Annotated in this window: 15 protein-coding genes and 1 tRNA gene; 3 read left to right on the top strand and 13 right to left on the bottom strand. The window is 38.4% G+C overall.

Going from position 1 to position 16699, the window contains the following annotated elements:
* Nucleotides 1–78 precede the first annotated feature (78 nt).
* Genes MTT30_RS09340 through tig form a run of 8 tightly spaced genes read right to left on the bottom strand, consistent with a single transcriptional unit; the run spans nt 79 to nt 7755 of the window.
* On the bottom strand, nt 79–801 hold the full coding sequence (locus MTT30_RS09340) for a TerC family protein (protein ID WP_429801761.1): 723 nt from the start codon (nt 799–801) through the stop codon (nt 79–81).
* A complete protein-coding gene (purN, locus tag MTT30_RS09335; RefSeq protein ID WP_429801760.1) occupies nt 794–1381 on the bottom strand; it encodes a phosphoribosylglycinamide formyltransferase in 588 nt (195 codons plus the stop codon). The genes MTT30_RS09340 and purN overlap by 8 nt, the downstream gene beginning before the upstream one ends.
* The gene (locus MTT30_RS09330; RefSeq protein ID WP_429801759.1) at nt 1363–2766 is read right to left on the bottom strand and encodes an NAD(P)H-hydrate dehydratase; all 1404 of its coding nucleotides are present in this window, start codon (nt 2764–2766) and stop codon (nt 1363–1365) included. Before MTT30_RS09330 ends, purN begins: the two co-directional genes overlap by 19 nt.
* Nucleotide 2767: 1 nt before the next feature.
* On the bottom strand, nt 2768–4273 hold the full coding sequence (locus MTT30_RS09325) for a YifB family Mg chelatase-like AAA ATPase (RefSeq protein ID WP_429801758.1): 1506 nt from the start codon (nt 4271–4273) through the stop codon (nt 2768–2770).
* Nucleotides 4270–4788, bottom strand: a complete 519-nt coding sequence (gene def, locus MTT30_RS09320) for a peptide deformylase (RefSeq protein ID WP_429801757.1) — start codon at nt 4786–4788, stop codon at nt 4270–4272. Before def ends, MTT30_RS09325 begins: the two co-directional genes overlap by 4 nt.
* Before the next feature lie 14 nt (nt 4789–4802).
* Complete coding sequence (locus MTT30_RS09315) at nt 4803–5825, bottom strand: GGDEF domain-containing protein (RefSeq protein ID WP_085657935.1); 1023 nt, start codon at nt 5823–5825, stop codon at nt 4803–4805.
* Between the two features lie 8 nt (nt 5826–5833).
* Nucleotides 5834–6424 (bottom strand): ATP-dependent Clp endopeptidase proteolytic subunit ClpP, encoded by a 591-nt coding sequence (gene clpP / locus MTT30_RS09310; protein WP_054196008.1) that lies wholly within the window; start codon nt 6422–6424, stop codon nt 5834–5836.
* Nucleotides 6424–7755 carry a trigger factor gene (tig, locus tag MTT30_RS09305; protein ID WP_087577216.1) on the bottom strand — a complete coding sequence of 444 codons (1332 nt, stop codon included), beginning with the start codon at nt 7753–7755 and terminating at the stop codon, nt 6424–6426. Before tig ends, clpP begins: the two co-directional genes overlap by 1 nt.
* 137 nt (nt 7756–7892) lie before the next feature.
* On the opposite strand from tig, the gene folE reads away from it, so the two are divergent.
* Entirely contained in the window at nt 7893–8465 is a 573-nt protein-coding gene (folE, locus tag MTT30_RS09300; RefSeq protein WP_021090409.1) for a GTP cyclohydrolase I FolE, read from the top strand.
* An 11-nt stretch (nt 8466–8476) separates the two neighbouring features.
* Complete coding sequence (fliI, locus tag MTT30_RS09295) at nt 8477–9769, top strand: flagellar protein export ATPase FliI (protein ID WP_429801830.1); 1293 nt, start codon at nt 8477–8479, stop codon at nt 9767–9769.
* Nucleotides 9770–10540: 771 nt separating this feature from the next.
* On the opposite strand, the gene MTT30_RS09290 is transcribed toward fliI, so the two are convergent.
* The 5 genes from MTT30_RS09290 to MTT30_RS09270 are packed head-to-tail and all read right to left on the bottom strand — an operon-like array spanning nt 10541 to nt 16507.
* Nucleotides 10541–12274, bottom strand: a complete 1734-nt coding sequence (locus MTT30_RS09290) for an ATP-binding protein (protein WP_429801756.1) — start codon at nt 12272–12274, stop codon at nt 10541–10543.
* The gene (locus MTT30_RS09285) at nt 12274–13950 is read right to left on the bottom strand and encodes a fatty acid--CoA ligase (RefSeq protein WP_429801755.1); all 1677 of its coding nucleotides are present in this window, start codon (nt 13948–13950) and stop codon (nt 12274–12276) included. Before MTT30_RS09285 ends, MTT30_RS09290 begins: the two co-directional genes overlap by 1 nt.
* A gap of 12 nt (nt 13951–13962) precedes the next feature.
* Nucleotides 13963–15192 (bottom strand): OmpP1/FadL family transporter, encoded by a 1230-nt coding sequence (locus tag MTT30_RS09280; protein ID WP_429801754.1) that lies wholly within the window; start codon nt 15190–15192, stop codon nt 13963–13965.
* A complete protein-coding gene (nfo, locus tag MTT30_RS09275; RefSeq protein WP_429801753.1) occupies nt 15189–16040 on the bottom strand; it encodes a deoxyribonuclease IV in 852 nt (283 codons plus the stop codon). Before nfo ends, MTT30_RS09280 begins: the two co-directional genes overlap by 4 nt.
* A complete protein-coding gene (locus tag MTT30_RS09270; protein WP_149702392.1) occupies nt 16037–16507 on the bottom strand; it encodes a hypothetical protein in 471 nt (156 codons plus the stop codon). Before MTT30_RS09270 ends, nfo begins: the two co-directional genes overlap by 4 nt.
* A 68-nt stretch (nt 16508–16575) precedes the next feature.
* On the opposite strand from MTT30_RS09270, the gene MTT30_RS09265 reads away from it, so the two are divergent.
* Nucleotides 16576–16650 (top strand) — tRNA-Glu (locus MTT30_RS09265).
* The last annotated feature ends 49 nt before the right edge of the window (nt 16651–16699 follow it).

The raw sequence follows: 16699 nt of genomic DNA, 5'->3' as shown, positions 1-16699 counted from the left end.
TATTTATCTTTTCGGACTAGAATTTTTTGATTAACATTTTATCCATCATATCATTAGTTTTTCATCGTCGTAAAAATATTATTTAGCTATTGCTTTCTTTTTTGCATAGATATTTATACTTTCTACTGCCAATGAAAATGCCATCGCAAAATAGATATATCCCTTTGGAATATGAAAACCTAATCCTTCAGCAACTAGTGTCATACCCACAAGCACCAAAAATGCAAGTGCTAAAATTTTTATAGTCGGGTTATTATCTACAAAATTAGAAATACTTTTTGATGCTATCATCATTACACCAACTGCTAAAATAACAGCTATGATCATTATCTCTATATGCTCAGCCATTCCAACAGCCGTGATAACACTATCAAGAGAAAAAACAATATCCAAAACAGCTATCTCGCTTACAATAACCAAGAAATTTGCATGTGATTTTTTACTGTTTTTATACTCTTCGCCTTCACCCGAAACACTAGAATGTATTTCAAGTGTTGATTTTACAAGTAAAAATAGACCGCCTAGTATAAGCACCAAATCTCGGCCGCTTATGCTAAATTCTGCGATAGTAAAGAGTGGCTTTGTTAGCTTCATGATCCAAAACAATGAAAGTAAAAGTAAAATTCTAGTCACCATAGCTAGCCCTAGGCCGACAATCCTACCACTGCCGCGTTGCTCTGGAGGCAGTTTGCCTACCAAAATAGCGATAAATATAATATTATCTATGCCTAAAACTATCTCTAAGCCAGTTAACGTAAGTAGTGATATCCACGCTTCTGGCGAACTAAACCATTCAAACATTTGCTTCCTTTGTTAAAATTTTTATTATGCTATCAGGCAAAATTTCATGCTCTATCGCATGGATTTTGCTCTCCCAATCCTCTAAGTTCATACCATCTTCTCTTTCAAACGCTCTTTGTGCGATGAGTTTACCCCCATCAAGCTCCTCGCTCACGTAGTGCACGCTGACACCACCTATCATCATATCGCTCTCAAAGCTCTCTTTTATCGCATGAGCGCCTTTAAAAAGTGGCAGTATAGAAGGATGTAAATTTATGGCTTTTATCTTTGATGTAAAAACAGGAGTTAATATCCTCATAAATCCAGCAAGCACCGTTAGTTCAGCGCCACTTTTTAAAATTTGCTCCACAACTGCTACGTCAAATTCTTCTCTGTTTGCAAATTTGGCACTCTCTATTATCGTCGTATCAAGCCCAAATTTCTTAGCGCGCTCGATACCGTATGCGCCTGGCTTGTTGCAGATACAAAGGCAAACTTCAATTTTTACGCCATTAAAAATTTGATTATGAACTTTTTTAAGTATCGCTTCTAAATTTGAGCCACTACCGCTAAAAAGTACGGCTATTTTTTTCGTAAGCATTTTACTCCTTTTATAATGTCTGTTGGCTCGAGCGCGTAGCTGTTTTTGCCAAAATTTCTAAGGCTAAGCGCATGAGCTAGTGTAGCCGAGATGGCAGCATCTAGAGGCTCGTAGCCTTGAGCTAAAAGGGCAAGTACGAGTCCGCTTAGCACGTCACCGCTACCACCTTTTGCAAGCGTATTTTTACCATAAGGCATGATATAAATTTCTCCATCTTTAGCAATTATTGTATTTGCGCCTTTTAGAACAAGTACTGCCTTAAATTTCTCGCTCCAAGACTTAGCATAGGCAAATCTATTTTCTTGTAATGTTTTTACGTCGATATCTGCTATATTACAAAGATTTAAAAGTGAACAAAACTCCTTTGGATGGGGCGTTAAGACACAGTTTTCATTTAGTAGATCAAGCACTTTTGGGCTGTAAAAAACATCAGCGTCAAGCACTAGCTTTTTGTCTTTTAAAATTTGCACCTTAAGCTCTTCTACGCCCTTTTTGCCAAGCCCCATACCAACGGCTCCAGCGTTCATTTTCTCGCTTATCTTGCTAGCTTGCATGATATGCGTTGGCAAATTTAGACTCTCATTACTTATCACATTAACTAGCCCAGTCCCAAAGGCAAATGCTGCCTTTGCACAAAGTTTACTAGCTCCTATGTGCTCGCCAGATATGATAAATGCGTGGCCAAAGTCGCCCTTATTTACGCACTGATTTTTTCTATTTGGAAGCACAAGGTCGCATTTTTCAAGCAGATGATAGTCGCTCTCGCACTCGTAGTTTTGAGCGCTTATGCCAAGTGTGGCAACCCTTATCTTGCCCACGTAGTCCTTTGCCACGTCACTATAAAGCCCTAGCTTTCTAGCTCCCATCGTGATCGTCGCGTCTGCTTTTACACAAGCGCCAAGCACCTTGCCATCGCTATTTAGCCCGCTTGGCAGGTCGCAAGCGATGATGTAAGCGGGGCTAGCGTTTATTTTTGAGATGAGAGCACTTAAATTTTGATCTAAAGCTCTATTTAGCCCTGAGCCAAAAAGCCCGTCTATGACGCACTTTGCACTATTTAAGCTATTTTCTGCGTCTTTGCTTTCTCGCACGCCAGCAAATTTAGCTCTTTCAAGCTGTTTGGCGGCAAGTGGCTTTAAATTTTTACTAGCTAGGATAAATTCACACTCATACTCGCCCTCTAGCATCCTTAAAGTGCAAAGCACGTCAGCGCCGTTGTTTCCGCCACCGCAAATGCCAAGCACTCTCTCGCCTTTTTTAAATTTCTTACGTATGAAATTTGCTATGCCTGCGGCTGCATCTTCCATTAAAAGCTCTTCGCTAAGGTCAAATTTCTCGCCTGCTCGCTCGTCTAAAACTCTCGTGTCTAAATATAAATTTTTCATTCTATGCCTTAAAACTAAGCGCCTCTAGGATGTGGGGCTTTAAAATTTGCTCGCTCTCATCAAGATCAGCGATGCTTCTAGCCACTCTAAGTGTTCTTTTTATGCCTCTTTGAGAAAGATTGTACCTCGAGGCCGCCTTTTGTAAAATTTCTCTTGCTTCATTATCTAATAGACAAAATTTTTCTACTTGTGCGTCATTTAGTTTGCCATTTAGCTCATCTTGATCGCGCTTTTTTTGAAAGATAAAGGCTTTTAGGACCATTTGACTCATCTGCTGTGAACTCAAACCTGCTTTGTCATTTGGTGAGCTCTCATCCATCGCGACTTTTAGATCGATGCGGTCAAGCACTGGGGCTGAAATTCTTGATTTGTAGTTTTTTATCTCATTTTCGCTGCATTTGCAATTTAGATTGCGAGAGAATAAATTTCCACAAGGGCAAGGATTTTGAGCGGCTACGAAGATAAATTTAGTCTCATAAGTCACTTTTGAATTCACTCTTGCGATATGGATTTGATTGTCCTCTAGTGGCTCTCTTAGGCTTTCTATCACCTGCTTTGAAAAGTGAGGAAACTCGTCAAAAAAAAGTACTCCGCCATTTGCAAGTGCGATTTCACCGATCTTTGCGACATTTGAGCCACCACCAAATATTGAACTTTTTGTCGAGGTATGATGTGGTGAGCGAAAAGCTCTAGTGCTTGTAAATTCACTATCTTGAAGATTTAAAGAGCGGTAAGCGGCAGACTTTAGCACCTCTTCTAAGCTTTGTGGTGCCATGATATAAACTAGGCGTTTTGCGCACATACTTTTGCCGCTTCCTGGGCTGCCTTCAAATAAAATATTGTGCATACCAACGGCCGCAATAACGCAGGCTCTTTTTGCGCGATCCTGACCCAAAACATCCCTAAAATCAAGCTCGAAGTTTAAATTTGGAACATATCTTTTACCAGAAATTTCTATCACATTTGAAAATAGTTCATGAGTAGCGTTAAAACGTATGCTTTTCGCAAATTCTGCGTCGTTAAAAAACCTAATCGCCTCTTCTAGAGTACTAACCGCATAAATCTCTAAATTTGGGATCATTGAAGCTTTTTGTGCTATCTCTTTTGACACTAAGACTTTTGCGTTTTTTACCTGCGTGCTTAAAAAAAGAAGGATTGAGAATAAATTTGCCGTGCTTTTTACACTTCCATCAAGTCCAAGCTCGCCAAATACAAAAATTTTCTCTAAGCTTTTTGCCTTTTGAAGAGCTATAAGAAGAGCGATAGCCAGGTCAAAATGTGAGCCGCTTTTTGGCAGATCTGAAGGGGATAAATTTATGGTTATCTTTTGTGCTGGGAAGGAAAAATCAAGTGCCAGAAGCGCTGCTTTTACACGCTCTGTACTCTCTTTTATACTTGTGCTTGCAAGCCCAACGATGCTAAAACCAGGAAGCCCACGAGAGAAGATAGACTCAACGTCAATTATCTTTAGCCCATCGCCGTAAGTAGCACATCTTAGGGACTTCATGATATTTTTTCTTTTTTCTGCTTTTTGTATTCCTTGTCAAATTTTTTGCGTTTGTTAAAGCCGATTTTTTCTATAAAAAGATGTCCATCTAAATGATCGTTTTCATGCTGGATAGCGATAGCCAAAAGCCCATCAGCCTTTAAGCTTTGCTCTTTGCCAAAGCGATCTTGATATTTGATCGCCACAACCTCATTTCTTTTTACATCTTCATAATATCCAGGCACACTAAGGCAACCCTCTTGATATACGCATTCTCCTTCACGTAGTTCAAACTTTGGATTTATGATCTCGATTAAATTTTCTTTATCTTGCACGCCCTCATCATTGGCTAGATTTATAATAAAAATTCTTTTTGCGACACCTATCTGAATAGCTGCAAGGCCGATGCCTTCTTTTGCAATCATCGTATCATACATATCATCAAGTAGTTTGTGAAGTTCCTCATCAAAAATTTTAACCTCTTTTGAGACTTCGTAAAGCTTTTTATTTGGATAAGATAAAACCTCTAAGATCAAGCCCAAACTCCTACTTATTCACCCAAAAATATAGGCTGCTCATCATCTTGTGTTAGTATTAGTTGATCTAACGAGTAAGAGATTAATTCTTCAGCGCTTCTTGTTTTTGTTATCATGCTTGAAACCACTTGGATATCAAGCTTGCACTCTTCACCATCTATCTTCCAAGGTATAGATGAAAGCATATTTAAAATTCTGCTACCGGCTTGTTTTGTGCCATTTTCATCAGTATATTTCATAACCATAGCAAAACAGCCATCACCGTAATGAGCTACTATATCGCTTCTTCTAGAAGTTCTTAAAAGAAGCTGTGATATAGCTTTATACATATTGTTTCGCTCTTTTAAATTTTTAACACGATTTGTAAATCTATCTTTTGCTCTTACTAGTAAAAACGATGCGTTATAGCCATATCTCTTAACAGCTTCTACTTCACTTTGTACTGTGGCTACTAGAAATTTTTTATTATAGACGTCATATGTCGTATCATAAATCGACTGCTCTTCAATAGATTTAAGCATCTTAGCTACTTCGTCATAGCTTACTTTAATGACATCAAGATGCTTATCCATAAGGCTGTTTAATTTTATTAGGTCATGATTAAATGCGCTTAAAACATTTTGAAGAGCTAGGATATTTGTATTATTTTTGAGTGCATCCATGCGCTTTTGCACTAGGCCTCTCATAATGCCTAAATTTTTATAGATTAGCACCACGGCTTGAAGCATGCTTTTTATTTGGATAAATCCTTGCTTTATCTCTTTTTCAATAGAGATATTGCTGCCTGATGGCACTGAGATCTCGGAATTTATGACTATCATATCACCGATCTCTTTTCTAAATTCATCAGGCTGCCCATCAAGCATTTTCTCAAAATAAATAGAGTAATTATTTGGCGTAGATGGAACATTATCGTCGCTTAATTCATGCAAAACATTTTCTGAAAATTTGTAGATATCTACCTTTTCTTTTTCTAGAATATGTTTTACCTCAACCGCTTTTTTCTTAGGGTCTGGTGCATTATCTATCTTTATCACTTTGGGCCTTATTTAAAACTTTTCTCCAAAATTTTATCAACAAGTCCGTACTCTTTGGCTTCGGCCGAACTCATAAAAAAGTCACGTTCAGTATCTTTTACGATCTTACTTAGCTTTTGACCTGTATTTTTGGCCAAAATTCCGTTTAAAATCTCTTTCATACGTAAAATTTCACGAGCTTGTATCTCGATATCAGTCGCTTGTCCTCTAGCGCCGCCAAGTGGTTGATGTATCATGATGCGAGAATTTGGCAACGCATATCTTTTACCTGGTGCGCCACAGCTTAGCAAAAATGCACCCATACTAGCAGCTTGGCCGATACAGATCGTGCAAACATCTGGCTTTATGTAGTTCATCGTATCATAGATGCTAAAGCCACTTGTTATAACGCCACCTGGTGAGTTTATATATAGATAGATATCTTTATCTGGATCCTCAGCCTCTAAAAATAGAAGCTGAGCGACGATAGAAGCGGCCATGCCGTCCTCTATCTCACCACTTAGCATAACGATCCTGTCTTTTAAAAGACGGGAGTATATATCATAGCTTCGCTCACCTCTACTAGTTCTTTCAACTACGACAGGAACGTAATAGCTCATTACTCGGCCTTCTCTTTTTTACTTGCTTTTTTCTCGTCTTTTTCTTTGTTAAAGAGCTCACCAAATAGCTTCTCTTCGATCATTGACATCTTTATAGCTGGAAGCATGCCTTGGTTGCGGTACATCTCAAGGTGTGCTTTTGGGTCTTGACCGCTTCTATACGCCTCAAAATAGATCGCTTGAACAACCTCTTGATCGCTTACTTTCACGCCTCTTACGCGAGCTAGCTCATCGATAATGAAAGTTAAACGAACGCTATTTTCAGCGTCTTTTCTAAACTCATCACGTTTTTTAGAAAGAGCATCTTTGTCCTCTCTAAATTTTTTCATATCATCTGGAGTAAATGAGCTCCATGCGTTTCTAAACTGCATATCAATCTCTTGCTCGACAATATTTTTTGGCACGTCAAATTTAAATTTCTCAACCGCAGCTTCAGCAAATTTTGGCTTAAGCTCATCATTTATAAGTTTATAAATTTTCTCTTGGCGGATTTGCTCTTTTATGCGCTCATCAAGTAACTCTTCAGTTGGTTTTTCTTCATTTGGAAGTAGAGTTTTTAACATCTCTTCATCTAGTTTTTCAGGAATTTTTCTCTCTTGAATTTCATGAAGTTTTATTTTAAAGATAGCGTCTTTGCCAGCTAAATGTGCAGCGCCATAGTTTTCTGGGAATTTAACCTCGATATCTTTTTCGCCACCAGCTTTTATGCCTACCATGCCATCTTCAAAGCCTGGGATGAATTGATTTGAGCCGATCTCAAGCACATAGTTTTCAGCCTTGCCACCATCAAATGCAACGCCATCAACAAAGCCCTCAAAGTCAAATTTAGCAAAATCGCCAACTTTTAGGCCTCTTTTGCTCTCTACTTTTTCAAGTGGAGCTATCATTTTTAAAAGTTCAGTTTTTTTCTCATCGATATCTTTTTTCAAAACACGTGGGTTTGAAAACTCAGGTATCAAGCTCTCATAGCCGCTCACATCGACACTTGGCTTAAATGAAACTGTTAGCTCAACATCGATCTTACCATCTTTTCTGTCAAATTTTGAAACAATAGGCTCGCCGATAAGATCATCATTTTTCTTGCCTGCTTGTTTTATAGCCTCATCAACAACATCTCTTAAGACATCTTGCTCAGCATCATTTGTTAGCTCTTTCTCGTAGCGTTTTAGCACAATAGCAACTGGCACATGGCCTTGTCTAAAGCCATCTACTTTCATAGTTTTTGCTGCTTTTTTTGCTAGTTTTTCTACGCTAGATTTTATAGCATCCGCACTTATAGTCGTGCTTGCTAAGGTATTTACGCTATCTAGAGCTTTTGTTTTGATTTCCATCTAATTCCTTTATGAATACAAATTTTTAGCCCAAAATATAGCAGAATTTTCCTTATTTCATTGTAAATTTGTAAATTTTTATAGATATAAAAGGCGTTTTAACGTAGAATCTAGCAATAAAATTATGGAGAAAATTTATGCAAGAGAGTTTTGAAAATTCGGTTAAAAACATGCTAACGATAATAGGCGAAGATCCAAATAGAGAAGGCCTTATAAAGACGCCTGAGCGTGTCTTTAAAGCATTTAAATTTCTAACTAGCGGATATGATGAAGATCCAAAAGAGGTTCTTGGTGACGCACTTTTTACTAGCTCAAATAATGAGATGGTTTTAATGCGAAACATCGAATTTTACAGCCTTTGTGAGCACCATTTGTTGCCTATTATTGGCCGCGTGCATGTAGCATATATTCCAAATGGCAAGGTCGTTGGCCTTAGTAAAATTCCACGCATGGTAAATATCTACGCAAGACGCTTACAAATTCAAGAGCAGATGACTGAGCAGATAGCAAAAGCACTTGAGGACGTGATCGCTCCAAAAGGCGTTGGTGTCGTCGTCGAGGCTAGGCATATGTGCGTTGAGATGAGGGGTGTGCAAAAGATAAACTCAACTACGACGACCTCAGCACTTAGAGGCTGCTTTATCAAAAACGCAGACACAAGACGAGAATTTTTCTCACTTATAAACTCTCCTAGGGAAACGCATTTTTGAGCTTAGAGCATATAAATTTAAAGCTTAAAGAGGGTGTGAAACTCTCAAACACCTTTGGCATCATAACCAAAATCACAGCTACAACTATCGAGATCACTGGACTTCGTCCAAGTATCGGTGATATCGTGCGTATAGTTGCAAAAGATAAGAGTAAAAATGGCCTTGGCATGGTCACACAGATAAAGACAGATGGCGCTTATATCAGTCCATTTGGCTTTGTCGAGGGCTTTAGGATAGGCGACTTTGTCTACGAGAGTGATCAAGGCATGAGCATACCTGTGGGGCCAAATTTACTAGGCCGCGTGGTCGATCCATTTATGAAGCCGATTGACGGCAAAGGAGTGATTGAAACGACTGAATATATGCCGATCATGAGAGCACCGATAGATGCGATGAAGAGAGGGCTTATAAATGAGCCATTTAGCGTCGGCATAAAGACGATAGATGGGCTACTTACATGTGGTAAAGGGCAAAAGCTGGGAATTTTTGCAGGATCTGGCGTGGGTAAATCAACCCTTATGGGCATGATCGTAAAAAACACGCTTGCTCCCATAAAAGTAGTAGCGCTAATAGGCGAACGTGGTCGCGAGGTGCCTGAATTTATCGAAAAAAACCTAGGTGGCGACCTGGAGGGCACCGTGATCATCGTAGCGACCAGTGATGACAGCTCACTAATGCGAAAGTACGGCGCATTTTGTGCGATGAGCGTGGCTGAATACTTCAAACAGCAAGGTAATGATGTGCTTTTCATCATGGATAGCGTGACACGTTTTGCGATGGCACAGCGTGAGATCGGCCTTGCACTTGGCGAGCCACCGACCTCAAAAGGCTATCCGCCAAGTTCGCTCACACTCTTGCCTCAGCTAATGGAGCGTGCTGGCAAAGAGGAAGGCAAGGGTAGCATTACAGCCTTTTTCACCGTGCTTGTCGAGGGCGATGATATGAGCGATCCGATAGCTGACCAAAGCCGCTCTATCCTAGACGGCCACATCGTGCTAAGCCGGGAGCTAACAGACTTTGGAATTTACCCACCCATCAATATCCAAAACTCGGCCTCGCGTGTCATGGGCGATGTGATCAGCAAAGAGCATAAGCTAAATGCGATGAAATTTAAGCGTCTTTACTCGCTTTTAAAAGAAAACGAAGTCTTGCTTCGTATCGGTGCTTATCAAAAGGGTAGCGACAAGGAGCTTGATCTTGCGATCTCAAAAAAAGAATTTATGGAAAATTTCTTGAAACAAAGCTCAGAAGAAGCCTTTCCCCTTGAAGAGGTTGAAGAGCTGCTCAATAAGATCAATCAGTAAATTTCTAAAATTTATAAGCCTTTTTACAAAATTTGGCTACTAAAAATATAATCAATTTTTTATACTAATTGTTAAAGTGATCACGCATTACTTCTTTGTTTCGGGTATAAAAATTGCGCTCAAAGACCTATAAATTTCTATTTTCTCATCTTTTTTTGATTTCAAAAAGCGCCGCCACAAACATCATGAAAGAGAATTTGAAATTTATGAGACTTTTTATTTTAAACTTCGTGAGGACAGTTTTTGTGTTATACAAAACTACAAAGTATTAAAAACTCTTTCTAAGCACAATACGCATTCCAAACAGCGATCACAAAGTGGGTAAATTCAAAAAAATTAGGATTTTTTGACAAAAACTACTTGTTTGATAAAGACCATGTTACTATTTTAAGGCAATTGAGCAAGCTAAATTTATACTAAGTAGCTATATACTGATATCTGGCTTGCTGTAAATTTTGGTGGCAATTATGGCGTAAATTTAACTATGAAAGCAAAATTTTACGTTTATATCAGTAATCCCTAGCACTTTAGACTTTGCCAAGTGACGCAAAGCATATGCTACATGAGATAGTAAAATTTGGAAGAGCTTAAGAGCCAAGACCTATTTTTTCTCATCAAAACTTTACTTTAGCCCACACTTTCCCTAGCTTTGGCGGTAACAAACGTGCGAATTCTAACTAGATAAAAGCAGATTCCTCGCCAATGTCAGAGGCTCTTGCTTATTTATATTTATTTAAATTTATACAAACAATAAAATCAAGAGAGAAAGGCTTAAGAGCCAAATCCCATCTTTTTATCTTCGCCAAAACTTGAGTTTAACTCGCGCTCTATCGTCGTTTTGAAGTCCTCAAAGGTAAAAATCCCATCATCTTTTATAGCTACTTTTAGTGCGGTATTTTTTAGTGCAAGGACGATCTGCGCACCACTTAGGTTAAACTCAGCCAGCCTTTCAACGCTAAAGCCATCTTCAAAGCTCGCGTTTTCAGGCAAAATTTTACGCCAAATGGCAAGCCTGCCGTTAAAATCAGGCTTTTTAAACTCGATCTTGTAGTCAAACCTTCTAGAAAACGCCACATCAAGACTTTGTAAAAAATTTGTCGTGGCGATCAGCACGCCCTCAAAACGCTCGATCTGCTCTAAAAAGATATTTTGCATTTGATTATGCATCTTTTCAGCCCCGTTTGAGCTCTCTACTCTCGTGCTTAAAAATTGATCTGCCTCGTTTAGCAAAAGCACCGGCTCGCTGCCACTTTTTTTGCAAATTTCTTTGTAAGTATCAAAAATTTTCCTTACATTTTGCTCGCTCTCGCCGACATATTTGCTTAAAATTTTTGAACAGTCAAAGCTTAAAATTTGCTTCTTTAGGCTCTTTGCAAGCCCAACGGCGCTCATCGTCTTACCAGTGCCAGGCTCGCCGTAAAAGATGATCTTGGCATCTATGTTTTTTCTAGTTTTTATGCCCCAGCTGCTAAGTCTAGCAAGCACTTTTTTATCGACTTGCTTTAGTATCGTGCTTAAAAGCTGCTTTGTCTTTTCGTTTAGCACGACGTCTTCTAGGCTCGTTACTGGCTCTATTAGCTCAAAAATTTCTTGCTCTTTTACTAGGCTTTCGATCTTGATTTTCTTGCTGTTTTTGTCATTTTTTGGGTGCATTATGCTTTGCAAAATTTCTTCGTTTATAAAAAAGCTTTTGCTAACGTTGCCATAAGCGTTTAAAACCTCGTCGTAGTCGATAAGTGCGCCCTCTATGAGCCTTGAGCCGTCTTCTAAGAGAGTGCGATTTTTGATGCGTTCAAGCTCATCTTTACTGATAAGCCCAACTAGCGTGTTTAGGTCGCGGCCATTTTCAAAATCGCCCGCGTACTCCTCTTTTAAAAGGGCTAAAAATATGATCTGCTCTTTTTCATCAAGTGAGTTTTCTTTAAAAATTTGCTCTATCTTTAGGCTGATCTTGCTTAGTTTTACGCGCTCATTGATTCGCTTTGTAAGCTCAGAAATTTGCTCATTTATGCGCTTTTTGGCATCACTTGAGCCATCGCCAAAAATAGCAGCCTTTGAGTAAAGCTCTACCTTTAAAAACTGATCTTTTAAATACTCCAAATGATCCTCATATGGCGTAAGCTCTGGTAAATTTATATCAGCGTTGCCATCTTCAAGAATTTTTAAAAATGTGGCTGATAGAGAAATTTCAGAATGAAGCAACGAAAGAAGCCCTTGAGCTGAAGCCCTTTGCGTGCTCTCAGGTATTTTAAAAAGACTATAATTTTGTACAATCCAACCGCTATCAAGCAAATTTTTTATAAATTTTAGATACAAAAGCTGCTTATCATTTTGCGTGCCAAAGACTGCTCCAAGTAGCTCAAAAACACTCATATTAGCTGTTCCTTGCACATAAGCTTTACTTAGATATTTTAAAATTTCTCCCTCTTCGTCGCCGCACTTTATCAGCTCGTAAATTTTGCTTTTTTTAAGGTCCTGGTTTAAAAAATCAAGCAAGTATTTCACTAAAATTTATCCTTCATCTGCTCTATTTGCTCTTTTAATACACGTTTTAGCACCTTGCCAGTGGCATTTCTAGGCAACTCTTCGGCAAAATAGATACTCTTTGGTATCTTGAAATTCGCTAAATTTTTCCTTAGATGCTCTCTCACTGTTTTTTCGTCTAAATCCATACCCTCTTTTACTTGTATAAAGGCCACAACCTCTTCATCGGCATGTATGTCTTTTACGCCGATGACTGCTGTTGCTTCGACTGCTTCAAGTTTGTAAATAACCTCTTCGATCTCGCGCGGATAGATATTAATGCCCTTTGATATGATAAGATCTTTTTTGCGATCAACGATATAGATAAAGCCTTCTTCATCGACTTTGCCAAGATCTCCGGTCTTTAACCAGCCGTTTATTATGGTCTCATCAGTGATGCTTGGCATACCATAGTAGCCTTGCATGACGCAGTCGCCCTTTACAATGATCTCGCCGATCTGGCCAACTGGAAGCTCCATCATCTCATCATTTACGATCTTTACCTCATAGCCATCAAGTACAGGCCCTACACTTAAAAGCTTTTGTTTATCATATAAATTTGCAGCTACGACAGGTGAGCATTCACTAAGGCCATATCCCTCGACAAGTGTTGCACGTGGGAATTTCACCCTAAAGTCATCTATCGTCTGCTTTGCAAGCGGAGCTGCACCACTTACAAATAATCTAATGCGATTAAACCATCTAAAATACCAAGGAATTTTTGCCTTACCGATAGCTGTATAGATGGCTGGAATTCCCAAGAATACAGTTACACGCTTTAGCAAAGTTTGCTTTAACACATTTGAAAATGGAAATACTGATTTTACAAGAACCATCGAAGCGCTCGCAAATATCGGAAGCAACACCATTGCAGTTAGCGTAAAACTATGAAACATCGGCAAAAAAACTATGAAACGATCGCTTTTTTTCACTATAAAACGATCATGAGCTCCAATTAAATTTGAAAAGATATTTTTATAGCTTATCATCGCACCCTTTGGCTTGCCAGTAGTGCCTGAAGTGTAAATTATATGCATTAAATCATCTATTACCGGATACTTTGTGATACTAAGAGCATATTTATGATTTAAAGCTTCAGTAAAATTTACATTTTTAATGACTCCATTATTTTCATAGCCCTTGCTCATATCCTCTTTTGAAATTTGAGGAGTTGAAGTGAGATACGCGCTCTCGCCATACTCTTCGTCAGTGTCTATATATTCATCTTTTGAGGCACTTTGAAGTTTCTTTGGTATTGCTCCGATCCAGATTATTTTTCTTAAAATTTCAAGCTCATTTAATGCGATTAACTCTTTTGCAAGCGAGCTAGACGCAAAAAGTACCTTTGCGCCGCAATCATTTATGATATATTCAAACTCGTTTGCCTTTAAAAAAGTATTCATAGGCACTGCAATACCACCTATTGCGGTTATCGCAAGGTATGAGATGATAAATTCTTTCGAGTTTGTAACCGCCATAGCTACTTTATCACCAAATTTTACTCCAGCAAGTTGCAAATAAGCTGCCACTTTATCGACATTTTGCTTTAATTCGCGATATTTTAGCTTCTCTTTTTCTTCAAAAAGAACTACCTGATTTGGGTTTTCCTTTGCTACTTTGGTTAAAATTTCATAAAAATTATTATAAGAGTATCGCATTATTGACCCTAACTAAAATGTATATTTAAAAGTCGTACCAAGGATCTGGATCTTGCCAGTTTCAAACTCACCTGACATTTTTCCAGCAGCTGTTGAAATACCTGTTGCACGCTTTTTGTCACGATGTTGATAGACATATCCAAGTGCCATTTCAAGATTTGGTGTAAATTTATAATTTACTCCAAAAGAATATACCTTAGACGTAGTATTTGGAAGCTCTAAGCCAGTATGCTTGCTACTTGTAATGTCTTCATCATAGGCAAAGCCAGCCATTAGTCTAAATTTTTCATTTACGTCGTAGGCAAGACCTAGTCTATATGTATTTGTATCTTTTGCATTTTTAATGACTGGATCGTCCATGAATCTTGCAAAAGCAGGATGCGAGTGAGCTGGACCTTTATCCATGTATTCAAAGTCATAGCCTTTAAATTTAGACCAATACGTCCTCTCAAAAGCTAGTAAAAGGGTAAAGTCGCTAAATTTATATCCAGCAGCAAGCACAAGCTGTGCAGGAAGTGGGATCTCAACTTTTGTTTTGCCATGATAGCTTATAGGAGATAGTGCTCCGTTAAAATCAGCATCTGTATGGCCTTTAAGTTCTAAATTTACATTTGAGCGGTAAGTAACAGCAAAGCTTAAATCCTCAATAGGTCTATAAGTAAGTGCAACATTATAGCCATAGCCCATACCATCGCCTTTTATCTCTCTGTAGCCTATTCGTCCAAAGTCACTTGCTATCTTACCTTTACTATAAACGCCTCTAGCACCAAGAGCAACGGCAAGTTTATCGTTTATGCGGTAAGCCACGGTTGGATTTAGCTCAACAACTTGCAGCTTAAACCTTTTAGCGGTAAACGCAGTAGCTGGATCCTCCCATGATACACCAACAGCAGCAGGAACGGCAAGAGCTAAACCAAATTTCCAGTTTTCATAAATTTCTGGCGTTACAAAACTAAATGTACCAGCTAGCGAGTCAAATTTTTCTGACCTGTAGCTTTTGCCACTATCACTTTTAAACTCGAGCTTATTTATATGAAACCAGCCAAGGGTACTTTCTATGTGATGACGTCCATCTAAAAACATCATATTTGCAGGGTTAAAATATGCCGCGTCAGCTCCAAAACTAAAGGCTACGTTACTAGCAGCAAGGCCTAAAGAATCAGCACTTTGCTCAGGAACTTTATAACCTCCAGCATTTAGCAAAGTAGATGCCATAATAATGATTAATAGCACTTTTTTCATAGTTTTTCCTTTTCGAAATTTCTTAAAATTTTTATCTCGTCTTCCCAAATACTCTCGTCAATCGTCTCTAATATTAAAGGAATTTCGCCTATTTTATCATCATTTATTATATTTTTAAAAGCACTAAATCCAAGCTCACCCTTGCCAAGGCTCTCGTGTCTATCTTTTTTTGAGCCAAGTCCAAATTTTGCATCATTTAAATGCATGCCAGATAAAAATTTATAGCCAATGATCGCATCAAATTCCCCCATCGTCTTGGCGTAGGCCTCTTTACTTCTTAGATCATATCCAGCAGCAAATGCGTGACAGGTATCAAAGCAAACGCCAACTCTATTCTCATCGTCTACTCGCTCTATCAAATAAGCGATCTGCTTAAAACTAAAGCCTAAATTTGAGCCTTGCGCAGCTGTATTTTCGATGACTAGCTTTACACCGCTTGTGCGTTTAAGTGCCACGTTCATGCAGTTTGCAATATTATCTAAGCACTCTTTTTCGCTTATTTGTTTTAGATGTGAGCCTGGATGGAAATTTAAAAGCCCAAGCCCAAGCTTACTGGCGCGATCTATCTCATCCACAAAGGCTTCAAGCGACTTTGCTCTTGCCTCCTCATCCGGATGGCCTAAATTTATCAAGTAACTGCTGTGTGGCAAAACATGCTTTGTGCTTATGTCAGAAATTTTTAGATTTTCTTTAAACTGTTCTATCTCGCTGGCACTTAGCTCTTTTGCATTCCACTGGCGTTGATTTTTTGTAAAAAGCGCAAAGGCATTTGCTCCTATTTTTGCAGCATTTAAAGGTGCATTGAACACACCTCCGGCCGCACTTACGTGAGCTCCTATGTATCTCATTTTAACTCTTTTATTATCACTCTTATTTTATTTTTGCTATCTATAAATTTGACGTAGTTGTCGCAAACCTCGTATTTTATAAAATATGAACTTAGATCTTGACTAAAACCACACTCCGTATTTATCAAGCCTTTGCCATCATAAATCTTTTCTTTTTGCAAAATTTCCTCAAAAAGGCTCTCGTAGTGCGGGGCTAGAAAAAATTTCTCATTAAACTCAGTCTTGTTAAAGCAAGCATTATTTATGCAAATTTTATCTCTTATGCTTATATTTGCGGTATTTACACCGGAACTATAAATTTGCAAATTTAGCTCATTTTTATATTTATGGAAAAATCCAACATCATTTATCTTTATCATTGGTGAAAATAAAGTAACTTGAAAAGCTTGTGAATTTTGCGGCGTTTTAGTAGCCACGCAACCTGTAAAAATAAAAACAGACAACAAAGTAAATAAAAAATTTTTCAAAAATTTTTCCTTATTAATCTAAAATTAAGTATAAAAGAAATATAATCCCAATTTCATAACCGACATGTGGCCCATTCGTCTAGCGGTTAGGACATCGCCCTTTCACGGCGGTAACACGAGTTCGAGTCTCGTATGGGTCACCACTTCTAAAAATCAAAATCTTATCCATATAAGCTTTAAAATATAGTTAAT

The organism is Campylobacter concisus, from assembly GCF_050447445.1.
Classification (GTDB): domain Bacteria; phylum Campylobacterota; class Campylobacteria; order Campylobacterales; family Campylobacteraceae; genus Campylobacter_A; species Campylobacter_A concisus_BI.
Note: the sequence above shows the minus strand (reverse complement) of the source record. Positions and strands in the feature narration are given on the sequence as shown.

What these genes read in the sequence shown, in the direction of transcription:
- MTT30_RS09340 (WP_429801761.1), bottom strand. Translation starts at nt 801, where the DNA reads ATGTTTGAATGGTTTAGTTCGCCAGAAGCGTGGATATCACTACTTACG.
- purN (WP_429801760.1), bottom strand. Translation starts at nt 1,381, where the DNA reads ATGCTTACGAAAAAAATAGCCGTACTTTTTAGCGGTAGTGGCTCAAAT.
- MTT30_RS09330 (WP_429801759.1), bottom strand. Translation starts at nt 2,766, where the DNA reads ATGAAAAATTTATATTTAGACACGAGAGTTTTAGACGAGCGAGCAGGC.
- MTT30_RS09325 (WP_429801758.1), bottom strand. Translation starts at nt 4,273, where the DNA reads ATGAAGTCCCTAAGATGTGCTACTTACGGCGATGGGCTAAAGATAATT.
- clpP (WP_054196008.1), bottom strand. Translation starts at nt 6,424, where the DNA reads ATGAGCTATTACGTTCCTGTCGTAGTTGAAAGAACTAGTAGAGGTGAG.
- tig (WP_087577216.1), bottom strand. Translation starts at nt 7,755, where the DNA reads ATGGAAATCAAAACAAAAGCTCTAGATAGCGTAAATACCTTAGCAAGC.
- folE (WP_021090409.1), top strand. Translation starts at nt 7,893, where the DNA reads ATGCAAGAGAGTTTTGAAAATTCGGTTAAAAACATGCTAACGATAATA.
- MTT30_RS09285 (WP_429801755.1), bottom strand. Translation starts at nt 13,950, where the DNA reads ATGCGATACTCTTATAATAATTTTTATGAAATTTTAACCAAAGTAGCA.
- MTT30_RS09280 (WP_429801754.1), bottom strand. Translation starts at nt 15,192, where the DNA reads ATGAAAAAAGTGCTATTAATCATTATTATGGCATCTACTTTGCTAAAT.
- nfo (WP_429801753.1), bottom strand. Translation starts at nt 16,040, where the DNA reads ATGAGATACATAGGAGCTCACGTAAGTGCGGCCGGAGGTGTGTTCAAT.